At 68.9% G+C, this 24,167-nt stretch carries 25 protein-coding genes; 3 read left to right on the top strand and 22 right to left on the bottom strand.

Annotated elements, in window-relative coordinates; all coding sequences use genetic code 11:
- Nucleotides 1-177: 177 nt before the first annotated feature.
- The 3 genes from MRBLMI13_RS12605 to MRBLMI13_RS12595 form a co-directional block, all read right to left on the bottom strand.
- The gene (locus MRBLMI13_RS12605; protein WP_042539188.1) at nucleotides 178-1,452 is read right to left on the bottom strand and encodes an ABC transporter substrate-binding protein; all 1,275 of its coding nucleotides are present in this window, start codon (nucleotides 1,450-1,452) and stop codon (nucleotides 178-180) included.
- 143 nt (nucleotides 1,453-1,595) lie between these two features.
- The gene (gene rarD / locus MRBLMI13_RS12600) at nucleotides 1,596-2,534 is read right to left on the bottom strand and encodes an EamA family transporter RarD (protein WP_367822908.1); all 939 of its coding nucleotides are present in this window, start codon (nucleotides 2,532-2,534) and stop codon (nucleotides 1,596-1,598) included.
- A 100-nt stretch (nucleotides 2,535-2,634) separates the two neighbouring features.
- Nucleotides 2,635-4,050, bottom strand: coding sequence for an MFS transporter (locus MRBLMI13_RS12595; RefSeq protein WP_367822906.1), 1,416 nt, complete (start codon nucleotides 4,048-4,050; stop codon nucleotides 2,635-2,637).
- A gap of 102 nt (nucleotides 4,051-4,152) precedes the next feature.
- Here MRBLMI13_RS12595 and MRBLMI13_RS12590 point away from each other — a divergent pair, with 102 nt between their 5' ends.
- Nucleotides 4,153-5,028, top strand: a complete 876-nt coding sequence (locus MRBLMI13_RS12590) for a helix-turn-helix transcriptional regulator (RefSeq protein ID WP_367822904.1) — start codon at nucleotides 4,153-4,155, stop codon at nucleotides 5,026-5,028.
- An 84-nt stretch (nucleotides 5,029-5,112) separates the two neighbouring features.
- Here the strand turns inward: MRBLMI13_RS12590 and groES are convergent, their stop codons facing one another.
- Complete coding sequence (gene groES / locus MRBLMI13_RS12585) at nucleotides 5,113-5,409, bottom strand: co-chaperone GroES (protein ID WP_039394204.1); 297 nt, start codon at nucleotides 5,407-5,409, stop codon at nucleotides 5,113-5,115.
- Nucleotides 5,410-5,552: 143 nt separating this feature from the next.
- On the opposite strand from groES, the gene MRBLMI13_RS12580 reads away from it, so the two are divergent.
- Nucleotides 5,553-6,761: a class I SAM-dependent methyltransferase gene (locus MRBLMI13_RS12580; RefSeq protein ID WP_079112373.1), complete on the top strand. Its 1,209-nt coding sequence runs from the start codon at nucleotides 5,553-5,555 to the stop codon at nucleotides 6,759-6,761.
- A gap of 17 nt (nucleotides 6,762-6,778) precedes the next feature.
- Here the strand turns inward: MRBLMI13_RS12580 and MRBLMI13_RS12575 are convergent, their stop codons facing one another.
- From MRBLMI13_RS12575 to coaA, 11 genes are all read right to left on the bottom strand, one after another.
- The gene (locus MRBLMI13_RS12575; protein ID WP_367822902.1) at nucleotides 6,779-7,987 is read right to left on the bottom strand and encodes a hypothetical protein; all 1,209 of its coding nucleotides are present in this window, start codon (nucleotides 7,985-7,987) and stop codon (nucleotides 6,779-6,781) included.
- Complete coding sequence (locus MRBLMI13_RS12570; RefSeq protein WP_367822900.1) at nucleotides 7,971-9,053, bottom strand: hypothetical protein; 1,083 nt, start codon at nucleotides 9,051-9,053, stop codon at nucleotides 7,971-7,973. The genes MRBLMI13_RS12575 and MRBLMI13_RS12570 overlap by 17 nt, the downstream gene beginning before the upstream one ends.
- 3 nt (nucleotides 9,054-9,056) lie before the next feature.
- Nucleotides 9,057-9,563: a hypothetical protein gene (locus tag MRBLMI13_RS12565; RefSeq protein ID WP_367822898.1), complete on the bottom strand. Its 507-nt coding sequence runs from the start codon at nucleotides 9,561-9,563 to the stop codon at nucleotides 9,057-9,059.
- Nucleotides 9,563-10,633 (bottom strand): tRNA (adenosine(37)-N6)-threonylcarbamoyltransferase complex transferase subunit TsaD, encoded by a 1,071-nt coding sequence (gene tsaD / locus MRBLMI13_RS12560; protein WP_367822896.1) that lies wholly within the window; start codon nucleotides 10,631-10,633, stop codon nucleotides 9,563-9,565. Before tsaD ends, MRBLMI13_RS12565 begins: the two co-directional genes overlap by 1 nt.
- Nucleotides 10,630-11,136, bottom strand: coding sequence for a ribosomal protein S18-alanine N-acetyltransferase (rimI, locus tag MRBLMI13_RS12555; RefSeq protein WP_367822894.1), 507 nt, complete (start codon nucleotides 11,134-11,136; stop codon nucleotides 10,630-10,632). Before rimI ends, tsaD begins: the two co-directional genes overlap by 4 nt.
- Nucleotides 11,133-11,756, bottom strand: a complete 624-nt coding sequence (tsaB, locus tag MRBLMI13_RS12550; RefSeq protein ID WP_367822892.1) for a tRNA (adenosine(37)-N6)-threonylcarbamoyltransferase complex dimerization subunit type 1 TsaB — start codon at nucleotides 11,754-11,756, stop codon at nucleotides 11,133-11,135. Before tsaB ends, rimI begins: the two co-directional genes overlap by 4 nt.
- 20 nt (nucleotides 11,757-11,776) lie before the next feature.
- Entirely contained in the window at nucleotides 11,777-12,274 is a 498-nt protein-coding gene (gene tsaE, locus MRBLMI13_RS12545; RefSeq protein WP_367822890.1) for a tRNA (adenosine(37)-N6)-threonylcarbamoyltransferase complex ATPase subunit type 1 TsaE, read from the bottom strand.
- Entirely contained in the window at nucleotides 12,271-13,377 is a 1,107-nt protein-coding gene (gene alr / locus MRBLMI13_RS12540; RefSeq protein WP_367822888.1) for an alanine racemase, read from the bottom strand. Before alr ends, tsaE begins: the two co-directional genes overlap by 4 nt.
- Nucleotides 13,374-13,733, bottom strand: a complete 360-nt coding sequence (locus tag MRBLMI13_RS12535) for a holo-ACP synthase (protein ID WP_042539168.1) — start codon at nucleotides 13,731-13,733, stop codon at nucleotides 13,374-13,376. Before MRBLMI13_RS12535 ends, alr begins: the two co-directional genes overlap by 4 nt.
- Nucleotides 13,734-13,800: 67 nt before the next feature.
- Nucleotides 13,801-15,648, bottom strand: coding sequence for a glutamine--fructose-6-phosphate transaminase (isomerizing) (gene glmS / locus MRBLMI13_RS12530; RefSeq protein ID WP_367822886.1), 1,848 nt, complete (start codon nucleotides 15,646-15,648; stop codon nucleotides 13,801-13,803).
- A 57-nt stretch (nucleotides 15,649-15,705) separates the two neighbouring features.
- The gene (coaA, locus tag MRBLMI13_RS12525; RefSeq protein ID WP_042539164.1) at nucleotides 15,706-16,650 is read right to left on the bottom strand and encodes a type I pantothenate kinase; all 945 of its coding nucleotides are present in this window, start codon (nucleotides 16,648-16,650) and stop codon (nucleotides 15,706-15,708) included.
- Nucleotides 16,651-16,686: 36 nt separating this feature from the next.
- Between coaA and MRBLMI13_RS12520 the strand changes: the two genes are divergently transcribed.
- The gene (locus MRBLMI13_RS12520) at nucleotides 16,687-17,631 is read left to right on the top strand and encodes a Ppx/GppA phosphatase family protein (RefSeq protein ID WP_367822884.1); all 945 of its coding nucleotides are present in this window, start codon (nucleotides 16,687-16,689) and stop codon (nucleotides 17,629-17,631) included.
- A 34-nt stretch (nucleotides 17,632-17,665) separates the two neighbouring features.
- Here MRBLMI13_RS12520 and glmM read toward each other — a convergent pair whose 3' ends face one another.
- The 7 genes from glmM to truA form a co-directional block, all read right to left on the bottom strand.
- The gene (gene glmM / locus MRBLMI13_RS12515; protein ID WP_056375796.1) at nucleotides 17,666-19,024 is read right to left on the bottom strand and encodes a phosphoglucosamine mutase; all 1,359 of its coding nucleotides are present in this window, start codon (nucleotides 19,022-19,024) and stop codon (nucleotides 17,666-17,668) included.
- A gap of 14 nt (nucleotides 19,025-19,038) precedes the next feature.
- Nucleotides 19,039-19,524, bottom strand: coding sequence for a 30S ribosomal protein S9 (gene rpsI / locus MRBLMI13_RS12510; protein WP_042539158.1), 486 nt, complete (start codon nucleotides 19,522-19,524; stop codon nucleotides 19,039-19,041).
- A gap of 27 nt (nucleotides 19,525-19,551) precedes the next feature.
- Nucleotides 19,552-19,998, bottom strand: coding sequence for a 50S ribosomal protein L13 (rplM, locus tag MRBLMI13_RS12505; protein WP_042539156.1), 447 nt, complete (start codon nucleotides 19,996-19,998; stop codon nucleotides 19,552-19,554).
- 178 nt (nucleotides 19,999-20,176) lie between these two features.
- Entirely contained in the window at nucleotides 20,177-20,845 is a 669-nt protein-coding gene (locus MRBLMI13_RS12500; protein ID WP_056375795.1) for an endonuclease/exonuclease/phosphatase family protein, read from the bottom strand.
- A gap of 77 nt (nucleotides 20,846-20,922) precedes the next feature.
- Nucleotides 20,923-21,816, bottom strand: a complete 894-nt coding sequence (locus MRBLMI13_RS12495; protein ID WP_367822880.1) for a hypothetical protein — start codon at nucleotides 21,814-21,816, stop codon at nucleotides 20,923-20,925.
- Between the two features lie 173 nt (nucleotides 21,817-21,989).
- Entirely contained in the window at nucleotides 21,990-23,285 is a 1,296-nt protein-coding gene (locus MRBLMI13_RS12490; protein WP_367822879.1) for a hypothetical protein, read from the bottom strand.
- A complete protein-coding gene (gene truA, locus MRBLMI13_RS12485) occupies nucleotides 23,282-24,130 on the bottom strand; it encodes a tRNA pseudouridine(38-40) synthase TruA (RefSeq protein ID WP_056375792.1) in 849 nt (282 codons plus the stop codon). The genes MRBLMI13_RS12490 and truA overlap by 4 nt, the downstream gene beginning before the upstream one ends.
- Nucleotides 24,131-24,167 lie beyond the last annotated feature (37 nt).

The raw sequence follows: 24,167 nt of genomic DNA, 5'->3' as shown, positions 1-24,167 counted from the left end.
GACATGGGGCGGATGCGGGGCCACCCCCCCCTTCTCTCTGTCTGCGGCTCTGTCCGGGTCTCAGTCCGGGCCTGCGGGACGGGGAAGGTCGGCCACGCTCGGTGACCCCGTGGCCTTCGCAGGTGCTCGGGACACGACGAAGGCCCCGGATGCTGAATCCGGGGCCTTCGCTCGTGATCAGTTGGTGCGGGAGATCAGGTTCTCGGCGTCGTACACGTACGTGCCGATCGAGGCGCCCTGCGGGTCGCCGTTCTCGTCGAACGTGATCTCGCCCGAGTATCCGTCGTAGTCGGCCGTGCCGCCTCCGTTGATGATCTCGGCGCAGTCGGCGAAGCTGGTGCACTTCTCTCCGTCGCCGGTGCCACCCGAGACCTCAGCCATCTTCGCTGCGATGTCCGCGCCCTCGGTCGAGCCGGCCGCGAGCGACGCGAGCGAGACGAGCACGACGGCGTCGTACGCCTCAGCCGCGTAGGTGAAGTCGTTGACCTCGGGGTTGCCCTCGCCGGTCCAGTACGCCTGCAGACGGTCGGTGAAGTCATCCTCGAGTGCCGGGCCGGGCTTGGTGCCCTGTGCGCCCTCGAGCGAGAACGGGAAGTTCGTGTCGGGCGACGAGCCGTAGTCCGACAGGTTTCCGTCGACGAGGTAGAACTTGTCCGGCGAGATGCCCGCGTTCACGAGCAGCGGAGCGATCGTCTTGAACTGGTCGAACGACACGATCGCGACGGCGTCGGGGTTCTGCGCCTTGATGGTCTCGACCTGTGCGTCGAACTGACCGTCACCGACGTTGTACGACGCGTCGGCCACGACCTCGCCACCCGCGTTCTCGAACGTCGACTTGATGTTCTCGAAGAGACCGGTGCCGTAGGCGTCGTTCTGGTAGATCACGCCGAGGGTCTTGTGGCCGTCTTCGGCGATCAGGTTGCCGAGGACCTCGCCCTGCAGCAGGTCGCTGGGAGCGGTGCGGAAGTAGAGTCCGTTGTCGTCCCAGTCCGTGAAGTCGGGGCCGGTGTTCGAGGCCGAGATCTGGAGGATGCCTGCGCTGACGTTGCCGTCGAGGATCAGACGCGAGACGCCGGACGCCGCGGCACCGACGATGGCCGTGACACCTGCGCTCTGCAGCTTGCTGATCGACGTCTCGTAGGCTTTGGTGTCGGTGTCGCCCTCGTCTTCAGCCGTCAGGTTGATCGTGATACCTGCAGCAGCGTCGTTGACCTCCTTGACGGCGAGGCCGACGCCGGATTCCATGGGCGGGCCGAGGAACGACAGCGAACCGGTCTGCGGCAGCAGCGAGCCGAGCTCGAGCGTGAGGTCGGCCGTCGATCCGCCGCCTCCGCCGTCGGACGGCTCCTCGGAGGGCGTGCTGCTGCAGCCTGCGACGACGATCGCCGAGGCGCTCAGCAGCGCGACTCCTGCGAGAATCTTGGCGCTGCGCGAGCGCGTGAATGCGGTCATGATGCTCCCTTGCGTGACTGGCCGTGGATTGTGACCACGGTCGGGTGCTCTAACACTAGGACTGAAAGGCTTCGCGTAGGGGTCGCCGATGTTTCGGTGCGTTAACGATCCGACACCGAGTTCCGCAGGCGTGAACCGGGAGTTCAGACCAGTGCCGGCTGAGCGATCCGACGCCCTCGCCGCGCGGCGAGCAGCAGGTCGATCACGAACACCAGGATGGCGACCCAGACGATGATGAACCCCGCCCACCGCTCGGGCGGCATCGGTTCGCCGAGCACGACCGCGCCGATGATGAACTGCATGATCGGCGTGATGAACTGGATCATCCCGATGACGGTCAGGTTGATGCGTCGGGTGCCGGCGGCGAACAGCAGCAGCGGCACCGCCGTCGCCACTCCCGCGAAGGCGAGGAGCACCGCGTGCCAGACGCCGTGGGAGCCCATCGTGATCCCGACGGGGGTGGCGGCGACGAGGATCAGCTGCACGACGGCGATCGGGATCAGCCAGAACGACTCGAGGGTGAGTCCGCTGACCGCGTCGACTGCGGGGCCGATCTTCTTCTTGATGAGTCCGTAGACCCCGAACGAGGCCGTCAGCGAAAGGGCGATCCACGGGAACTCGCCGTAGAAGAGGACGATCACGATCACCGCGACGGCGGCGATGCCGATCGCGGCCCACTGCAGCCTGCGGATGCGCTCCTTGAGCACGAACACCCCGAGGAGCACCGTCGTGATCGGGTTGATGAAATACCCGAGGCTCGTCTCGACGATGTTCTCCGAGAGGGTGCCGATGAGGAACACCTGCCAGTTGACGTAGATCAGGACGCCGGCGAGAGCAGTCCATGCCAACAGCCTCGGCTGCCGGATGATCGCGCCGAACGCCGCCCAGCCGCGCATCACGGTGAGAAGCAGAAGACAGAAGACGAGCGACAGCAGCACCCGCCACGCGACGACCTCCCACGGCCCCGTGGGTGCGAGCAGAAGGAAGTAGAGGGGCAGCACGCCCCAGAGCAGATACGCACCGCCTGCGTACGCGACTCCCGCCGTCTGAGTGGCTCGGGAGGCGGCGTTCGTCGGGGTCACCGCACAACCCTATGCCCGTCGGTGAGCGGCATCGCACCCGAAGCCGTCGCCGACCGGACATTGGCAGGAATCGATGCAACGGTGGCGCCTCCCCCGCCGTTCAACGGTCTCGCTGACCCCTGAGCACGACCGCGACGAGGAGGGCGGTCGAGAGCGCCATCGCCGCATTGAGTCCGATCGCCATCTGCAGCCCGGCGAGAAGACCCGCGCCGGCGAACGCCGCGACCACAGCCGCCATCACCGGCGTGCCCAGTGCGATGCCCACCTGCTGGCTCATCGTGACGAGACCGGTCGCCAGGCCCTGCTGGTCAGAGGGAACCGACCCCGTCGCCGTCACGACATAGCCGACGATGGCGACGAGATTCGCCACGCCACCGAGGAACGTCAGAACGAGGAGCGGAATCGCCCAGACATGCTCGTCCGATGCGAAGGCGAGCGGGAACGTGGCGCCGGCCTGCAAGATCAGCCCGACGACGATCGCGCGCGACGATCCGACCCTTCCGATGACGCGGGGCGCGAGAAGGCCACCGAGCACGGTGCCGATACCGAGCACTCCGAGCATCAGTCCGGCAGCGATCGGGGTGTACCCGAGGATCTCCTGCAGATAGATGGTCAGCAGGAAGACGAGTGACGTCTCAGTGGCGAAGGCGAGGAGACCGGCGAGGTTGCCCCAGGCGATCTCGCTTCTCCTCAGCAGCGAAGGTGCGACGAGCGGTTCGATCGCTCTCTTCTCGGCGAGCGCGAACAACACGAAGAACACCGCGGAGACCCCGAGCGGCATCCACGTGCCCGGTTCGCCCCAGCCGACGCGCCCCGCGGAGTCGATGCCGAAGACGAGTGCCACCAGAGCGGCTGTCACGGTGATCGCGCCGACGACATCGAGCCGAGCCCGTGCGACGCGACGCGGCTCGTGAAGGACGAACGCCCCGACGAGCAGGGCTGCAGCGGCCACCGCGACGTTGATGAAGAACGCCCAGCGCCACGAGACGCCTCCGGTGAGCAGCCCGCCGAGCACCGCTCCCGCCGTGAAGCCCGCCGCCATGAGCGCGCCGTTGAGCCCGAGCGCCCGCGAACGCGCCCGCCCCTCGGGGAACATCGTGGTCATCAGCGCGAGAGCCGCCGGAGTGACCATCGCCGTCGCGACGCCCTGGCCGACGCGGGCGGCCAGGAGAACACCCGGTGTGGTCGCGAGTCCGCCGACGACCGACGCCGCACCGAGCAGCGCGAGCCCGGCGATGAACAGTCGTTTGCGCCCGAGCAGATCGGCCACCCGCCCGAAGAACAGGGTGAACGACGCGGCGCACACCGCGAACGCGGTCACGATCCACTGGAGCGACGCGGTGTCGAAGCCCAGTTCCCGCCCGATCGGAGGCAGCGCGACGTTGAGGATCGAGAAGTCGACGGCGAGAGTGAAGTTCGCCGTCAGAAGGACGCCCATGGCGAGCGCCTGCGACGGGGTGAAGCGATCGGTCGCCGGCGGCGGCGTGGCGGGGAGAGTCGAGTCGGTATGAGTCACGCTGCTCAGACTCCGCCCGGCGACGCGGGGCAACCAGTCCCCTCTCGTGACTAGCACCGCCAGGGACAGGCTGCGCGTGCGGCGGTCGTGGAGAATGGCTCCATGGATCCGCACCCCGCGTTCACCAGGCCGATCGCCTCAGAACGGCCGGTGACCGAGCTCGGCGAGTTCCTGCGCTCCCGGCGGGATCGCGTCACCCCCGACGACGTCGGGGTTGCCAGCTTCGGCCGGCGCAGGGTTCCGGGCCTCCGTCGCGAGGAGCTCGCGCGACTCGCCGGGGTCTCGGTCACCTACCTGACCCGTTTGGAGCAGGGCCAGTCGCAGAACGCATCCGACGCGGTCATCGACAGTCTCGCCCGCGCGCTCCAGCTCGATGCCGACGAGCATACGCATCTCCGAGCGCTCGCACGCCCGCGATCAGCCGCTCCCCGCCGTCCCCGAAAGACCGAGCAGCCGCATCGAGGCGCCTCGCAACTGCTGCACGCCATGGCAGTTCCTGCTGTGCTGCTGGGCCGTTTCAACGACATCCTCGACTGGAACAGCGCCGGCCACCTTCTGATGGCGGGCCACATCGAGGTCGATGCGCCGTCTCGGCCGGCCGGGCGCCCCAATCACCTCCGGATGCTGTTCCTCGATCCGCACACACGAGACCTGTACGCCGACTGGAACGAAGAGGCCGCGGTGGCCGTGGCATCGCTGCGCTACGTCGCCGCACGATTCGTCGACGACCGACAGCTCGCCGAACTCATCGGCGAGCTCAGCCTGAGCAGTCCCGACTTCGCGAAGCTCTGGGCCGGACACATGGTCAAGCTCTGCACGAGCGGCAGCAAGCGCTTCCGCCATCCTGTCGTCGGCGAACTCACGCTCGGCTACGAGGTCCTTCACCTACCCGAGGGAGATGGCCAGCGGATCCTCGCATACAGTGCGGCTCCCGGCAGCGCTGCCGCGGCGGCCGTCGATCTGCTCCAGTCGCGCTGAATCCGGCCGCGGTCGTCTGACACGGTCCGGACACGCAGGAAGGCCCGGATGCGTGATGCATCCGGGCCTTCCGAAGACGTTGTCTCAGCGGACGACGACTGCGAGCACGTCGCGAGCCGACAGGACGAGGTACTCGTCTGCGCCGAACTTCACCTCGGTGCCGCCGTACTTGCTGTAGAGAACACGGTCGCCCACGGCGACGTCGAGCGGAACGCGGTTGCCGTTGTCATCGATGCGGCCGGGGCCCACGGCCACGACCTCGCCCTCCTGGGGCTTCTCCTTGGCGGTGTCGGGGATGACCAGGCCACTCGCGGTGGTCTGCTCTGCCTCGACCTGCTTGATGACGATGCGATCCTCGAGCGGCTTGATGGAAACCGACACGGTCTACCTCTTCTTTCTTGACGCTGACAGGAAGACTTTTCGCACTCTCAACCCGAGAGTGCTAATTCAGTCTAGGCGCTCCGCTGGCACTCACGCAATGCGAGTGCCAATCGGACGAACTGGCCGCCGCCTAAGCTGGAGGCGTGGAGATCTCCGAGCTGCGCGCCCTGCTCACCCCCGAAGGCCTGAAGGCGCTGGACGAGCTCGGCCCCGTCGATGAGATCGCCGACGTCGCTCGGATCGTGTCGCGGCTGCGCGCCGCAGGGCACTCCCCCGAGCTGGTCTCCGCCGTGGTGGGGCAGGCACGTCTCCGCGCCAAGGCGAGGGGCAAGTTCGGCGACTTCGCGGCGCGGATGCTGTTCACCCGCGCCGGGCTCGAGCAGGCCACCCGGCTGAACGTCGCCGCACGGCACGCGCAGCGGCTGCGGCGGGTCGGCATCACCCGTGTCGCCGATCTGGGCTGCGGCATCGGCGGAGACGCCCTCGCGTTCGCGGGCGCCGGACTCGACGTGATCGCTGTGGATGCCGACGAGGTGACCGCAGCGATCGCCGCCTACAACCTGGCGCCCTTCGGAGACAGCGCGGTCGTGACCCACGGCACCGCCGAGGCCCACGTGCCCGCCGACGGCGACGAGACTCAGGCGATCTGGATGGACCCGGCCCGCCGCACCGCGGGTCACAGCGAGACGCGGCGGGTGTCGTCCGATGACTACTCTCCCCCGCTCGACTGGGCATTCGACGTGGCCTCCCGCACCTCGACCGGCATCAAGCTCGGCCCCGGCCACGACCGGGACTCGCTCCCCGTCGACGCCGAGGCGCAGTGGGTGAGCGCAGAGGGCAGCGTCGTCGAGCTGGTGCTGTGGACGAGAGCGCTCGCTCGCGACGGCATCCGCCGGTCCGCTCTCGTGATCCGCGGCGAGCGCTCGCACGAGCTCACCGCAGGAGCAGATGCGGAGGATGAGCCCGTGCGTGAGCTCGGCGCCTTCCTCCACGAGCCGGACGGCGCGGTGATCCGTGCGCGCCTGATCGGCGACGTCGCGCGCAGTCTCGACGCGGGGATGCTCGATGAGCGCATCGCGTACCTCACCTCCGACACGGCGCTCACGAGTCCGTTCGTGCAGTCGTTCCGGGTGCGTGAGACGATGCCTGCCAATCCCAAGGCGATCAGCGCCGTCCTCAAGGCGAACGATGTCGGGTCTCTCGAGATCAAGAAGCGCGGTATGGACATCGACCCCGCCGCCTTCCGCAAGAAGCTGACGCTGCGGGGCGATCAGGCGGCGACGCTGATCCTCACCCGCATCGGCGATCAGCGCCGCGCGATCCTCGCCGATCGGGTGCCTGCCGCCGAGTAGCGCCAGGCGAGGCCGCCCTAGCCCTCGGAGTCGTCGGACGGGATCTCTACCTGGATCGGATCCTGCTTCTCGCCGCCGAGCTCGAGCGTCTCCCCCGGCTCCACCGTCTGCTCGGCGGCTACTGCTGCGCTGTCGCCGGAGACGACGAGGTATGGCGTACCGCTCGGCGTGTAGGCGAGGCGCACACTCCACTCCGCGGCGACGGACCCCGTCTCGTCGACGGTGACCCCTCGGGTCTCGATGCCGTCGCCGGAGAACTGCTGGTCGCCCGACACGCGGCATTCGACGCTCTCGACGGCGTCGATGATCAGACAGTCCTGGATATCGTCGCTCTCGAGGCGCTGTGCACGCCAGACAGGAGAATCGCGGAAGTAGCCGACGACCGAGAACGAGTATTCCTCGAAGCCCTCCTCGATCAGCTGCTCGGCCCGTTCCCGCTCGTCGCTTTGGAACTGCGACAGCCAGGAGTTCTGGTCCGAGCGCCAGCGCTGGATGATCCCGACGACCTCGCCGTTCATCGCCCGCGCGGCGGATGCCCAGATCTCCTCCGGACTCTCCTCGCCCTCGCCGGGTGCGGTGACACTCGCACTGATGCCGATGCCGTTCCCGTTGTCGAGATCCGCAGCCGGCTGACACTGATCCGCCGACTTGCCTGCCGCGTCGAGCGTGATGCAGATCGTCTCGCCGTCTTCCTTGGTCGCGTACCAGACGAGGGCGTCCTCGTCCCGTCCGATCGCGCGCAGGCTGCCGGGATCGAACCCGCCCTCCGCCTGCAGCTCGGCGCGACGCTGCTGCTGCTCGGAGGTCAGCGCCACGGCGTCACCGGTGTGCCCGAAGACCGCCCATCCGACGCCGAGACCGATCACGAGCATCGCGGCGGATGCGGCGACAGCGGCCTTCCAGTGCTGTCGGATCGCTGCGCGAAGTCCGCCGGCCTCGCGGGGCTGCTGCCGACCGGCTTCCTCGTCGGCGGGGCTCCCGGTCGGTGGGCCGGAGACGGGCGGCTCGGCATGCGGGAGCGGAGCATCCTCTGCTCGACGCGGGGCGTCGACCGCGTCGGCGCCCGGGCCGGCCGCAGCTGCGGCGAGGACCGTCGCGTCCGGTTCGACGCGCAGGGACTCGAGTTCGCGCAGCCTGGCCGCCTCGATTTCGGTCAGGCCGCCGTCGCGACCATAGGCCTTGCCCTGCAGGGCGCGCAGCTCGGCAGACTCACTCTCCTGCAGCATCGTCGCTCTCCCAGCCCCTCGTCACGGTGAGGTACTGCTGACCGTAGCCGAACTGGTACTCATAGCGGGTCGTCTCGCCGTCGTCTGCGACGTCGAGCACGAGCGTCCGGTCCGCATCCGCGAGCATCAGGCTGTCGTCGCACACCATCGGAGGGTCGGGCATGGACCCGTCATAGACGAGACAGTATCGCTGGGTGGAGGTGTCGATCCCGGTCCAGATCGGCACCTCGTCGTCATAGCCGACGACGAGGATCGTGCGGCGATCCAATCCGGTCTGCGCGGCGAGCGTCGTCGCGGCCTCCGCCTCCGCCTCGCTGGCGAACATCGACGTCGACTGCGACGACGTGATGTAGCTGCGGGTGATGACCGCGGGCTCGCCATCCTGTGTGAGGAACATCTGCGCCTGGATGTCGTAGGTCTGGGCCTCGCTCACGGGCTTCGCGAGCGTCGCGTTCACACCCTGGATCGTCGCCTGCTCCCGCGTCGTGCACGCGGGAGCCGTCGCGTCCTCGTGGCCGAGCACGAGGCACACGTCCGCGCTCTCCTTCTTCGTCGCGAACCAGATCACGACGCCCTCCTCCTCGGCGACGGCACGCACCGAACCCGGGTCGAAGTCGCCCGACGCGACGATCGCGCTCTGCCACTCCTCCTGCTGCGCAGTGAGCTGCATCGGGGCAGGACCACGATCGGCGAAGATCAGCCAGCCGAGCACGAGGCCCACCACGATGAAGGCTGCGGTGATCGCGACGGCAAGACGCCAGTGCCGTCGCAGCGCGGCGAGGGCGGAGTCGCCGTGGGGCGCCCCGGTGGTGCGGTCCACAGACACCGCGGTCCCGGCTCCCTCGACGACGGTCGACGCGGCGGGCTCGATGTGTGCGGGCTCGATGTGTGGGGGTGCAGGCGCAGCCGGCTCCGGTCCTCTCGGTGCGGGCGGCTCCGCCCGGCGGAGCTTGCCGGCCTCGAGTTCGCGCAGCCGCGCGGCCTCGACCTCACTCAGCGCACCGGCTCGACCGTAGGCCCGCGCCTGGAGAGCCCTCAGCTCGACGGATTCATCCGCGTCGAGCATCCGCTATCCGAGTCTCTCGAACTGCATCCCGGCCCAGACGAGCCAGCCGAGGCTGTAGACGGTCGCGCACAGACCGAGCACGAGCGCCCAGCGTGCGATGGCGCGGCTCTCGACCGGTCGGCGCAGCGACATGATCGACGCGATCACGGCGACGATGGCTATCGGTATGCCCCAGCCGACGAAGAAGGACGAGACCAGGGCCACGATGGCGGCCATCAGAGCCCAGGGCGCGAGGCGGGTGTCGTCGACGACGGATGCGTCGGTCGACGGCGCCCAGTCGGCGCCGCGCCCGATGTCGTCTGCCACGGGTCCGCTCACGACCACCGGTTCGACTCCGACCGGTCCCGTCGGCAGCTTCGTGTATCCCTCGCGGCGGGACCCCGGTATCCGCGCCGAACCGGACGGATGCTCGACCTCGCCGCTGGGGCGCTCGATCCTGGTCGGAGGCAGCACGGCATCGGACCCTGGTTCTGCACCCACGGGATCGGGCGTACGTGGCGCGTCGCTCATCACATCACCGCGACGCGCTCGTCGACCTGGATCTCGGTGACCGGAAGAGTGGAGTCGGCTCCGAACGCGAGCGTCGACGGGCGTCGGCCCGACGAGATCAGCTCCGCAGCGAGAGCCGCGATCATCGCCCCGTTGTCGGTGCAGAGCGACAGCGGCGGGATGCGCACGGTCACGCCCGCCTTCTCGGCCCTCGCGAGCGCGACCTCACGGAGTCGTCGGTTGGCGATGACCCCGCCGCCCAGAAGCAGGCGCGGCACGCCGAGGTCTGCGCACGCGGCGAGCGCCTTCGTCACGAGCACGTCGACGACCGCCTCGCGGAAGCTCGCGGCGACGTCGGCCACCGGCACAGGCACGCCGTCGGCCTCGCAGCGTTCGACCCAGCGAGCGACGGCCGTCTTGAGCCCGGAGAACGAGAAGTCGTAGCGGTGCTTCGCCAGGTCGGATGCGCGAGACAGACCCCGAGGGAACCGGATCGCTTCGGGGTCTCCGTCGAGTGCCGCCCGGTCGATCTCGGGGCCACCCGGGTACGGCAGCGACAGAAGTCGGGCGACCTTGTCGAACGCCTCCCCCGCAGCGTCGTCCATGGTCTCGCCCAGCATCTCGACGTCGGTCGTGAGGTCGCGCACGTGCAGCAGCGACGTGTGCCCACCCGACACGAGCAGCGCGATCGTCGGGTACTCGAGAGGCTCGGAGTCGGGGGTGAGGATGTCGGCGGCGATGTGGCCCACCAGGTGATTGACCGCATACAGCGGCTTGTCGAGCGAGACGGCGAGGCCCTTCGCGGCGCCGACGCCGACCATGAGCGCCCCTGCGAGGCCCGGCCCGCTGGTCACGGCGACCGCATCGAGGTCGTCGAGCCGCACCCCGGCCTCCGCCAACGCGGCGTCGATCGACGGCTGCAGGGCTTCGAGGTGGGCTCGGGCGGCGACCTCGGGCACGACGCCGCCGTAGCGGGCGTGCTCGTCCATGCTCGACGCGATCGTGTTCGACAGCAGCGTGCGTCCGCGGACGACACCGATGCCCGTCTCGTCGCAGCTCGTCTCGATGCCCAGCACCAGCGGCTCGGTCATGCGGTGGCCTCCTTCGCGGCATCCTCAGCAGGCTCGTCACGATGCGCCGAACGCGGATGCTGCAGCACGAGGCGCATCACGATCGCATCGACGTCATCGGGCTGGTAATAGCGAGGGCGGCGGCCGATCTCCTCGAACCCCTCGGAGAGGTAGAGGCCCTCGGCGCCCGGATTGTCGGCGCGCACCTCGAGAAAGACCTCTCGGGCTCCGCGTTCGGCTGCGGTGTCGAGAAGCGAGCGCAGCAGCGCGCGCCCGCGACCGGCGCCACGGTGCTCGGCGTCGAAGGCGATGGTCTGGATGTCGGCATCACTCGACCCGTGCAGCGCGCGGACTCCGCCGTAGCCGATGATGACGCCGTCGTGCTCGTCGACCAGATAGAGGCCGTGCGGGCTGGCGAGCTCCAGCGCCATGGCCTGGGAGCTCCACGCGTCGGTCGGGAACGAGCGATGCTCTATCGCCATGATGGCGTCGAGGTCGTCGGGCGTCGCTGCACGCAACGTCATCGCCCCACCTTCTTCGGCGCTCCGGGCACGGTGACATCGGGCTGTCGCAGATACAGCGGCTCGGCGCCCGCGAGCGTGCGCCCCGCCGCCACCGCTCGGGCGCCCACGCGGGCGAGGTCGACAGCCGACAGCGTCTCGACATCGATGCGACGGATGCCATCGAGGTGCTCGTCCGCATCGACCCGCGCGACCAGCACCGTGTCGGCGACCATGTTCGGGATGCCGTCGGCATCCGTCCCCTCGAACACGGTGACGGCCACCTCTCGCCGGCGGGCGTCCGTGACGATGGCGAACGGGCCGGTCACGGCGTCTCGATCGATCGCGGTGAGCGCCGCGGCGAAGTGGCTCGGCACGGGAACGACCGGGATGCCGCGGCCCATCGCGAACGTGCGGGCGGTCGCGATGCCGATGCGGAGTCCGGTGAAGGGGCCAGGGCCCATGCCCGCCACCACGTGGTCGATCGATCCGCTTCCGGTCTCGCCGAGAGCTCGCACGAGCAGCTCGCCGATGACCTCCGCGTGACCGAGAGGGTCGGCGGCCGAGGCGTCGGACAGACGGGTGCCGTCGTCGTCGATGAGGGCGACGGCGGTGCCCAGGGAGGTGTCGACGGCGAGGATCACCTCTCCAGGGTAGTCGCCGTTCAGCCGGTGATCGCTGAGCGCCCTGCGCGCGCGATCGTCACGTGCCGCGGGGCATCCGCGTCGAGCTCGGAGGGGTCGAGATCGTCGTCGCCGCCGACCGGGCGCTCGAACTCGATGTCCCACCAGGTCTCGGCCAGGTCCTCAGCCATGCCGCGTCCCCACTCGACCACGACCACCGATCGTGCGAGGTCGAGGTCGAGGTCGTCGAGCTCGGCGCCTGAGCCGAGGCGGTAGGCATCCACATGCACCAGCGGGGCGCGTCCGGAGAGCGAGGGGTGCGTGCGTGCGATCACGAACGTGGGGCTCTGCACCGGCCCCCGCACTCCGAGTCCTTCCGCGAGCCCACGAGTGAACGTCGTCTTCCCGGCCCCGAGGGGACCGGTGAGGATGAGCAGATCTCCGGCTTCGAGCTGCTCGCCGATGCGGAAGCCGAGCTGCTCCATGGCATCGGATGTCTCGATCTCGATGCGCCCGAGGAGGGCCGGGTCGACGCTCATGCCGACCGCCGGGGCACGCGCGGGCCGATGCGCGTGACGATCTCGTAGTCGATGGTCGACGCGGCGTTGGCCCACTCGGCTGCGGAGGGAACCCCGAGGGTCGGGTCGCCGAACAGCACGACCTCGTCTCCGATCGACACCGGGGAATCGCCGACATCGACGACGAACTGGTCCATGGCCACTCGGCCGACGTTGGTGAACCGACGACCGCCGATCGACACCGGCAGGCGTCCGGAGGCGTGGCGCGGCACCCCGTCGGCGTAACCGAGCGGCACGAGCACCAACGTCGTGTCGTGCGGGGCGCGGTGGTCGTATCCGTACGACACCCCTGCGCCGGCGGGCACACGGCGCACAGCGGCGATCGCGCCTCGCAGGGTCATCGCAGGACGAAGCCCCAGCTCGGCCGACGAGCGGTCCTCGAAGGGCGAGAGGCCGTAGATGCCGATGCCGATGCGCACCGCATCCAGTCGCATCTCCGGCAGGTCGATCGCGGCCGCGGTCGCCGCGATGTGCCGGATCTCGGGGTGGATGCCGAACGAGGCCGCCGCGGCGACCGCCTCCTCGAACTTCGCCAGGGCCTCGCGGTCGTCCTGAGGCGAGGTGTTCGAGAGGTGACTGAAGAGCCCGATGATGCGCAGTCGTCCGATGCGCTCGAGACGCGCGGCCTCGGCGAGCACGCGCCGCCAGTCGGCCGGCGCGATGCCGTTGCGCGAGAGCCCCGTCTCGAACTTCAGGTGCACGCCGACCGGACGATCGACCGACGCGACGGCACCGGCAGCCTCGAGCTGGTCGAACGACGAGATGCCCACCTCGACGTCATGAGCTGCCGCCTGATCGAACCGCTCGCCCGGAGCATGCAGCCACGCGACGATCGGCGCCGTGATGCCCTGGCGGCGGAGCTCGAGAGCCTCGGGGATCTCGGCGACACCGAGACGGGTCGCGCCGCCGGCGAGGGCCGCGACGGCTGCGGCCGCGGCGCCGTGACCGTAGGCGTTCGCCTTGACGACCGCGATGACCTGCACGCCGGTGAGACGGCGGAAGTGGCGGACGTTGTCGCTGATGGCATCGAGCTCGATGCGTGCCTCGCGGAACGGAACGGTCACAGGGGCTCTCCTTCGGCGACGACGAACGCGGCGGCGAGTCCTGCGTCATGGGTGAGGGTCAGATGGAGTCGGGTGATCCCACGCTCGGCGACGACGTCGGCGGTCGAGCCCGACAGCACGAAGTGCGGGCGGCCCGATGCCTCGGAGGCGATCTCGATCTCGATCCAGTGCACCCCGTCAGAGCCGCCCAGGGTCTTGATCAGGGCCTCCTTGGCGGCATACCGGGCTGCCAGGGACGGAAGGCGCAGCGCCCGCTCCCCCGGCGCGAACAGCCGCTCCAGCAGCCGCGGCGTGCGCTCCATCGTGCGCTCGAACCGCGGGATGTCCACGAGGTCGATGCCGGTCCCGATGATCACCCGTTCAGCCTAGTCGCGGCATCCGCTTCCTTCGGCTCCTGCCCCGCCCCGACCCCCGAGACGGGGTCTATTCGACGGTGACGGACTTGGCGAGGTTGCGCGGCTGGTCGACGTCGAGGCCCTTGGCCGTGGCGAGGGCCATGGCGAAGATCTGCAGCGGGACGACAGCGAGCAGCGGCTCGAACATCGCTCCGGCGAGCGGAATCCGGATGACCTCGTCGGCGAACGGCAGGACCGCCGCATCGCCTTCTTCGGCGACCACGATCACGCGCGCTCCGCGAGCACGGATCTCCTGGATGTTCGAGACGACCTTGGAGTGGACCACGGCCGAGTGGCGCGGAGACGGCACCAGGACGAAGACCGGCTGCCCTGGTTCGATCAGGGCGATCGGACCGTGCTTGAGCTCTCCGGCGGCGAAGCCCTCGGCATGGATGTACGAGATCTCCTTGAGCTTGAGCGCACCCTCGAGCGCGATCGGGAAGCCGACGTGGCGACCGAGGAACAGCACGGAGCGGGTGTCGGCCATCCAGCCGGCGAGCTGCGTGACGTGCTCCTGCTCGCTCTCGAGGACCTTGGCGATCTTCTCGGGGAGGGCAGTGAGCTCTGCGACGTCGACGGATGCGTCCTGCACCGATCCGCGCACGCGCCCCATGTGCAGACCGAGCAGCAGCAGAGCGGTGATCTGCGCCGAGAACGCCTTGGTCGACGCGACTGCGACCTCTGGGCCCGCATGCGTGTAGACCACGGCGTCGGACTCTCGCGGGATGGTCGCACCCTGGGTGTTGCAGATCGACAGGGTGCGCGCTCCGCGCTCTCTCGCGTACTTGACGGCCATCAGCGTGTCCATGGTCTCGCCGGACTGGCTGATCGAGATGACGAGCGTGTCATCGCCGATCACCGGGTCGCGGTAGCGGAACTCGTGCGCCAGCTCGACATCGACGGGGATCCGCGCCCACTGCTCGATCGCGTACTTGCCGACGAGCGCCGAGTACGCGGCCGTGCCGCACGCGGTGATGATGATGCGATTGATGCCGATGAACAGCTCGTCGAGGCCGTCGAGCTCGGGGATGACGACCTGATCTCCTCTGATGCGACCGCGGATCGTGTTGGCGACCGCCTCGGGCTGCTCGGCGACCTCCTTGGCCATGAAGCTGGACCATCCGCCCTTCTCCGCGGCGGCGGCGTCCCAGGAGACGTCGAACGGCTCGGCCGCGACCGGCGTGCCGGCGAAGTCGGTGACCGTGACGGCATCCGGCGTGATCGAGACGATCTGATCCTGCCCGATGGCGAGCGCCTTGCGCGTGTGCTCGATGAATGCGGCGACGTCGGAGCCGAGGAAGTTCTCTCCCTCGCCGAGGCCGATCACGAGCGGCGAGTTGCGTCGCGCGCCGACGACGAGTCCGGGGTGGTCCTGGTGCATCGCGAGCAGGGTGAACGCACCCTCGAGGCGGTTGACCACGGCGCGGAACGCACCCTGCAGGTCGCCGCCGTTGGTGCGGTACTCACGACCGAGCAGCGCTGCTGCGACCTCGGTGTCGGTCTCGCTGCGGAACGCCACGCCGTCGGCGAGCAGCTCGTCACGCAGCGAGGCGAAGTTCTCGATGATGCCGTTGTGGATCACGGCGAGCTTGTCGTCATCGGCGAGGTGCGGGTGCGCGTTCTCGTCGGTGGGGCCGCCGTGGGTGGCCCAGCGGGTGTGCCCGATGCCCGTGTTGCCGTCGGCGAGGGCGGCATCCTTCAGCGAGTCGCGCAGCATCGCGAGCTTTCCCGCCTTCTTGCGCATGCCGAGCGAGCCCTCGCCGTCGATGACCGCGACGCCTGCGGAGTCATAGCCCCGGTACTCGAGACGGGCGAGCCCTGCGAGCAGGATGTCCTGGCTGGGGCGCGGGCCCACGTATCCGACGATTCCACACATGTGGTCAAGAGTAAGGCGGGACTTTTGCGAAGGTTCCGAACGAAACCTCGAGCCTGCTCAGAGCTTGCGGAGAAGCACGCTCTCGACGCTGTGATCGACGCCCTTGTTGAGCACGAGACGCGCTCGGTGCTTGGTCGGCATCACGTTCTCGACCAGGTTCGGCATGTTGATCTCGTTCCAGTAGCCGAGTGCGGTCGTGATCGCCTCCTCGTCGGTGAGGTGCGCGAAGACGTTGAAGTACGACGACGGATTCGAGAAGGCTCCCTGGCGCAGGGCGAGGAAGCGGTCGACGTACCACTTCTCGATGTGCGAGGTGTCGGCGTCGACGAAGATCGAGAAGTCGAAGAGATCGCTGACGGCCACATCGTTCGGTGCGGGCGGCGGCTGCAGGACGTTCAGTCCTTCGACGATCACGACGTCAGGACGCCGGACCACCACGTGCGCATCGGGGACGATGTCGTAGCGCATGTGCGAGTAGAACGGCGCCCGCACCTCTGCGGCCCCGCTCTTCACCTCGGTGAGGAATTCGAGCAGCGCCCGCCGGTCGTAGGACTCGGGGAACCCCTTGCGGTCCATCAGACCTCTGCGCTCGAGCTCGGCGTTCGAGTGCAGGAACCCGTCCGTCGTGACGAGCTCGACGCGCGGGGTGCCCGGCCACCGACTCATCAGCTCACGCAGCAGACGAGCGATCGTCGACTTGCCGACCGCGACGGAGCCCGCGACTCCCACCACGAACGGGGTCGTCGAATCGTCCTCCTGCAGGAACGAGCTCGTCGCGGCTCCCAGGCGCTTCGTGGCCGTCGCGTAGAGGCTGAGCAGCCGACTCAGGGGCAGATAGACCTCGCGCACCTCGGCGAGGTCCAGGCGGTCTCCGATGCCGCGGAGCTCGACGACCTCGGTCTCGGTGAGCGGCTGATCGAGGCCCGCCGCCAATCGCGCCCATTCGTCGCGTCCGATCTCGCGATACGGAGACAGAGGCAGCGTGGGGTCGGCGGTGGTCACGGATACATCGTAACGGCGCACGAGTAGTCTCTATCCGTGCGCCTCGGAGTCCTCGACATCGGTTCCAACACCGTCCACATGCTCGCCGCCGATGTTCGCCCCGGGGGTCGACCGCTGGCGACGACCAGCGATCGCACCGTCCTGCGGCTGATGCGGTACCTCACAGACGACGGTGCGATCTCCGAAGAGGGCGTACGAGCACTCGAGGCGGCTGTGGTTCGGGCGCGAGAGGTCGCGGAGGCCGAGCGGGTCGACGAGCTGCTGGCCACCGCGACGAGCGCAGTGCGCGACGCCCGGAACGGGGCCGACGTGATCGCCCGCATCGAGGCTGCCCTCGGCCAGCCGTTGCAGGTGCTCGACGGAGAGACCGAGGCCCAGCTCACCTTCCTCGCCGTGCGGCGCTGGTTCGGCTGGTCGGCCGGACAGCTGCTGCTCCTCGACATCGGCGGCGGATCGCTCGAGGTCGCGGCGGGCGGGGATGAACTGCCGGATGCCGCGGCATCCGTCCCCCTCGGAGCCGGCCGGATGACAGTGCAGTTCCTCCCGCATGATCCGCCGGGTGAAGCCGACGTCGAGCGTCTTCGGGAGCACGCGACCGCGACGCTCGCCGAAGTGCTCCCCCAGTTCGCCGCGCTGCCTCGCCCCGATCACGTCGTCGGCTCGTCGAAGGCGATCCGCTCGCTCGCCAGACTCGCGGGCTACCCGGTGCCGGGGTGGTCGGGAATCCAGCGCATGGTGCTCCCGCGGGCCTCGCTGGGATCGTGGATCCCGCGGCTGGCCCGTCTGCCCGCGTCCGCGCGACAGGAGCTCCCCGGCATCACCGCGGATCGCACGTTCCAGATCGTCGCCGCGGCGGTATCGCTGCACACCGCCATGACCGCGCTCGATGTCGACGAGCTCGAGGTGTCTCCGTGGGCGCTGCGCGAGGGGGTGCTGCTGCGATACATCGAGCAGCTGAACTGGAGCGCGCCGCGCGGCTGACCTGTGGTCGGTGCCGCGCGGCGCGCTCGACGGTTCAGAGTGAGAGTCGCTCCCGCACGACGGCGACCAGCCGGTCGGCGTACGCCTGAGCGGATTCGGCATCCGCCGCCTCGACCATGACCCTGACGAGGGCCTCGGTTCCGGACTTGCGGAGCAGCACGCGACCGGTCTCGCCGAGTTCGGCTGCGACCTCGCGCACGGCCGCCTGCACGACGGCGTCGGACTCGAGCGCGTCCTTGTCGACATCGCGCACGTTGATGAGCACCTGCGGGTACACGGTCATCACGCTCGCGAGTTCGGCGATCGTCTTGTTCTGACGTGCCATCTCGGCAACCAGGTGCAGCCCGGTGAGCAGGCCGTCGCCCGTCGTGGCGAACTCGCTCATGATCACGTGGCCCGACTGCTCGCCTCCGAGGGCGTAGCCGCCACGGTCCATGTCCTCGAGGACATAGCGGTCGCCGACCGCGGTCTGGCGCACGGTGATGCCGTGCTCGCGCATGGCGACGTGCAGGCCGAGGTTGCTCATCACCGTGGCGACGAGCGTGTCATCGGTCAGATGACCGCGCTGCTTCATCGACACCGCGAGGATGGCCATGATCTGGTCGCCGTCGATGACGTTGCCCTGCGCATCGACAGCCAGGCACCGATCGGCATCGCCGTCGTGGGCGATCCCGATGTCGGCCCCGAGCCGCACGACGGCCTCGGCGAGCTGGTCGAGGTGGGTCGACCCGACGCCGTCGTTGATGTTCAAGCCGTCGGGGTCAGCACCGATCACGGTGACATCGGCACCCGCATCGCGGAAGGTCTCGGGAGACACCCCTGATGCGGCGCCGTGGGCGCAGTCGAGCACGACCTTGATGCCGTTCAGCCGGTTCGGCAGCGAGCCGAGCAGGTGCACGACGTAGCGGTCTTCGGCGTCGGAGAATCGATCGATCCTGCCCACGCCCGCACCGGTGGGGCGCAGCTTCTCGCCCGCCATCGCCTCTTCGATGCGCTGCTCGACGACGTCGGGCAGCTTCACACCGCCGCGGGCGAAGATCTTGATCCCGTTGTCGGGTGCCGCGTTGTGCGAGGCGGAGATCATCACACCGAAATCGGCGTCACGGTCGGCGACGAGGAACGCGAGCGCAGGAGTCGGAATGACACCGGCCTCGAGCACGTCGACGCCGGAGGAGGCGAGCCCTGCGGCGACCGCCGCAGTGAGGAAGTGACCGGAGACACGAGGGTCACGGGCCACCACTGCGGTGAGTCGCTTGCCTTCGGCCTTGCGGGCCTCCGCAGTACGGCCCTGGCCCAGGACGACAGCAGTCGCCTGGGCCAGGGTGAGCGCGAGGTCGGCGGTGAGGATGCCATTGGCGAGTCCTCGCACACCGTCCGTGCCAAAGATCGGCATCGGAGCGGTTGACCTTAACGCTTCGAGTACTGAGGCGCCTTACGGGCCTTCTTGAGTCCAGCCTTCTTGCGCTCCTTGACGCGAGCGTCGCGCGACAGGAAGCCGGCCTTCTTCAGCGTCGGACGGTTGTTCTCCTCGTCGATGCCGTTGAGCGAACGGGCGATGCCGAGACGCAGCGCGCCGGCCTGACCCGAGGGGCCACCACCGGAGATGCGCGCGATGACGTCGTAGCCGCCGGCGAGGTTGAGGATCGTGAACGGGTCGTTGATCAGCTGCTGGTGCAGCTTGTTCGGGAAGTAGTCCTCGAGCGTGCGGCCGTTGACCGTGATCGTTCCCGAGCCGGGGACGAGACGCACGCGGGCGATGGCCTGCTTGCGACGGCCGACAGCGGCACCCGGGACGCTGAGAACGGGGCGGGGGGCCGCCTCGACTGCGTCGGTCTCGGGAGTCGAGGTCGAGAAGTTCTGGGGGTTTTCGGTGGTGTCCTGGATGTCAGCCACGAGTATGTCCTTAAGTCTTTACGGCGCTTACTGGGCGACCTGGTCGAGGGTGTACGTCTGCGGCTGCTGCGCGGCGTGCGGGTGCTCGGCACCGACGTACACCTTGAGCTTCGACAGCTGCTGACGGCCCAGGCTGTTCTTGGGGAGCATGCCACGGATGGCCTTCTCGACAGCGCGGATCGGGTTCTTCTCGAGGAGCTCGGCGTAGGTGACCGACTTCAGTCCGCCCGGGTAACCCGAGTGGCGGTAGGCCAGCTTCTTCTGGAGCTTCTGACCGGTGAGCGCGACCTTGTCGGCGTTCACGATGATGACGAAGTCACCCGAGTCGATGTGGTTGGCGAAGGTGGGCTTGTGCTTGCCACGCAGGAGCGTAGCGGCGTGCGAGGCCAGGCGGCCGAGAACGACGTCAGTGGCGTCGATGACGACCCAGTCACGCTGGACCTCGCCGGCCTTCGGGGAGTAAGTGCGCGTCACGATAGTGCTGCTTTCTTGTTCGAACGGAGAAGTTCGTGAATCCCACTCCGGGGTGGTTCTTCCCTACAGGGATGAACACGCCAGTGGAGGGCTCACGTTCGTTAGTGCTCGGCAGTCGAGTACCAAAGTGACAGCTTACGTCATTCCGGGCGTTCTCCCAAACCGAGGCGGTCTGCGATCAGTCGAACCGGGTCGTCACCAGGATCGGACGATGGTCGCTCATCCCCTGCGGAAGCGTGGTGACCCGCTGGATCTCGAAGCCGACGGACGTCGCGAAGTCGTAGTGTCCGCGGAACACGCGGTACCGGGTGTAGGTGTGGTCGTCGCTCAGCGTCAGCGCGTACCCGTGCTCGCGGATCGTCTGACCGAGGTTCTCCTTGAACACCGGGTAGTTGTAATCCCCGACCATCAGCTGCGGCAGCTCTTCGCCGAGAGTCGCCAGCTCGGTGAGGGCCGCCCGGATCTGGTGCCGACGCAGGGAGTTCAGCGCTGTCAGCGGCGCCGCATGGAACGACGCGGCGATGAACTCGCGCCCCGCGTCGATGTCTCTCAGGCGCGCACCCAGAACCCGCTCATGCGCGGGCTTCGCGATCCGGTCGTGCAGCGACTTCTTCAGCTCGATCGTCTTGACCTCCTGAAGATGGAACTCGCTGGCCCGATAGAACATCGCGAGTCCCAGCCGATTCCCCTGCGTCGCGTCGGCGATGGTGAGGTCGCCGATCGCCTCGGGCAGATCCGCGACATCGCACTCCTGGAGGCACAGGATGTCAGGATCGTGCGCCGAGACCAGCGCCGCGAGTTCTCCTGCGGCGCGGTGCTTCTGCAGGTTGTATGAGAGGACCTTCATCGCACCTCACGCTAGTGGCTCAGTCTTGGATTCCGGTGGAAATCGCCGTTCGATCGGTGGAGTTCACCCGTTCGGCATCACTCGTCGTATCCCCATCGGAGCCCCAGGATCCCTGGGCCGAACCCGTGCCGAGCGAGATGGACCGAGCCCCCGGTCGTCGAGCGCATCACCGAGATGTACTCCCCCTCGGTCTCGATGTACTCCTCGCACCAGCTGGGGAGGGCGTCGGGATGGAAGCGCACCCAGATGAGGCTCTCGCGAGCCGATCTCGACGTCGCATGCCAGGCCGACTGCCGCGGCGGATATCCGGGCGGGAAGGTCTCGGTGAACTCGAACAGCGTCGTTCCGCCGGTGGTGATCGGCTCGTCGAGCGCGATGACCACGCCAGACACGAGCCGGCCCCGATGCAGGTGTTCCCGATCGATCCTCCCACCGACGACGTCGGAGATCACCGACATCACATCGGTCTCGATCGGCGCCACGTCGATGAGGGGCACCTCGGTGATCGTGCCTCTCGTCGCCTGCACGAGCGAGCGCATGATCGTCTTCTCGACCGCGCCGTCGGCACCGACGAACACCGTCATGTGGGTCGAGAGGTCGCGCAGGGCGTCCTGCGGAGCGGCACGCAGCTCTCGCAACGTCTCCTCGGTCTCGCGCTGCTCGCGCTCCTCGTCGAAAGGCAGACGTGGAGGTGCGATCGGCCCCAGGCGAGCGGTCGGGATCAGCAGGCTCCCGAGGTGTCCTCGATGCAGACCGAGGCGATCCTCTATGCCGTCGACGACGCTCAGCGATTGCGGGCCTTCGGGCTGCCGATCACCGGAGCGCCAGTAGCTCAACGTCGCCATGGATACCGGGTTGCCGTCGTCGATCAGCTGGCTCCGCAGCCGCGCGAGGGTGATTCCCCGGTCGGAGATCGCCGCACGGAGCGCAGCGGCGAATGCGCCGCCCTGATCACCCAGCCGATCCGTCACAGTCCCCCGCCGCAGTGTGAAGATGCCCTTCGTACGATCAGCATACGGTTCAGCAGTGTCACACCCCTCCGGCCTGCACGAGTCGTCACCGCCGCGCCCGGCCTGGGGGCCCGCCGTCCACGGCGGTGCTGCCGCGTTCGTGGCCGCCCCCGGGAAGGGCGGCCACGAACGGGTCACCTGCGGCGTCGGCGCTCCCGCGTGATCGCGGCGGGCTTGTCTTCGTCCACGCGTCCGACGTCACCCGGGAACAGGGCGTCACGCGCGAGCTGTCGCTCTCTGCGGCTGCGTCGTGCATCCGCCCACCCGACCGCGAGCCCGAGCGCGATCAGCACCACGGCGGTGAGAAGCACGGCGCGCGTGTCCATGGCGGCCCACTCCGCCCAGAGCGCCCCCATGCCCACGACGACGGCACCCGCGCCGACGGCCGTCAGACCCAGCTGAAGGCGCACCATCGATCGGTTGCCGGAGAGCAGCGGCTCGACCAGGCTCACGTCGACACTGCGTGCTGCTCCATCCGAGACCCAGCTCGCCAGAGCACGCTCGCGGGCGAACTGCAGGACCACTCCTCCGACCCAGGCGAGGATGCCGAGGGCTGCGCACACGGCGAGCGCCGCTCCGCTGCTCAGGCTCAGCACGTCGATGCCGTTCTCGATCGGCTCGTTCCAGTAGACCGGATCGCAGTTGCGACACTGCTGACGCATGAAGACCGAGATCATGAAAGCACCCAAGGAGATGAGAGTGGCGGTGAGCAGCGCCCGGGCCACGCGACCGAGAGTCCGCCTGCTCGGAGTCGAGAGCCACTGCGGAGCGACCGCTCGGATCGCCGCCCCGCGACGATCCGAGTCGGACGCCTCCGCTCGAGGGACGAGCTGCTTCCACCGCGACCAGTGGTCGCGCATCCGCGCATCGTCGCGTCCGACGAGTCGTCGCCCCAGCCTCCGCAGCATCGCTGCGGCGAGCGCCAGCACCGCGAAGACGAGCAGCACAGCCCAGACCACGCCGTCTTCGCGCAGGTCCTCTGTGAAGACGACGGCGAGCGCGAAGAGGGCTCCGAGCCCGACCAGGCACCAGAACAGCACGGTTCCCGTGGTCTGGAGGTATGCGGCGGGGGCTTTCGCGAGCTCCGTCCTCAGTGATCGCTGCGGCACGGCATCCGGGTTCTCCCGTGCGCTCGCCTCGACCGCGCGGAGGGCGGCGAACCGCTCGGCGACCAGCACGAAGGGCACGACGATCGCGAGCACCGCGGCGATGAGCAGGATCACCCCCATGCTCGCGCGGAACAGCGGATCGAGGTCGATCTGCCAGTACAGGGAGGACAGTGCCTCCTCCCCCACGATGCCGATCACGACGATGCCGAGGAACGTGTAGAGCGTGCCGACGCTCAGACCGACACAGGTGTCGAGCGCCGCCCGCCAGAACGCCCATCCTGGCGACGAGACCTCGACGAACACGGCCGCGCGTCGGGTCATGCGCTCGTGCCGTCGCGGCGAGCGCGCGTCTGCTCCGCCCTGGTCGACAGGAGCTCGTCGGCCGGGTATCCGACCTCGGTGAGCGTCAGCCCCCTGGCTGCCAGCACCTTGAACTCGCTCGTGCGGGTGAGCGCGTCGCGCAGCACGACCAGATCGTCGACGTCGAGACGCCCCTCACCCACGGCGACGCATGCGCCCACCAGCGCCCGCACCATGCTGTGGCAGAACGCGTCGGCCTTCACCTCGGCGACGAGCACGCCCTCGGAGTCCCGCGACCATCGGTAGTCGAGGAGGGTCCGGATGGTCGTGGCCTCCTCGCGGGGCTTGCAGTATGCCGCGAAGTCGTGGAGCCCGATGAGCGTCCGCGCCGCGGCATCCATCGCCTGGTCGTCCAGAACACCCCGGTGCGCGGTCGTGTCGTGGCGTCGAAGGGGGTCGTAACCGGCGGTCGAGTCGGCGAGCCGATATCGGTAGCGACGCCAGACCGCCGAGAAGCGGGCGTCGAATCCGTCGGGAGCGATGGACGAACGGGTGACGGTCGCATCGGGGTAGGCGCCGAGCACACCGCGCATGCGCCTCGCGATCGACGCCGCGGGGTCTTGCGGGGCGCGGCCCTGACGCGACTCGATGCGCGACCACTGCGCCTCATCGAGGTCGACGTGCGCCACCTGCCCCACGGCGTGCACTCCGGCATCCGTCCGCCCTGCGACGACGAACTGCACGTCGGAGCCGACGATGCGAGCGAGCGCGGCTTCGAGAGTCCCCTGCACGGTGCGCAGGGTCGGCTGCTTCGCCCACCCGCGGAAGTGGGTGCCGTCGTAGGCGATGTCGAGCCGGATGCGCACGGATAAAGCCTAGGGCGTACCCGCGCGCGATCCGGCT

The organism is Microbacterium sp. LMI13-1-1.1 (assembly GCF_040815625.1).
Lineage (GTDB): Bacteria > Actinomycetota > Actinomycetes > Actinomycetales > Microbacteriaceae > Microbacterium > Microbacterium forte.
This window is presented reverse-complemented; position numbering and strand designations above follow the sequence as displayed.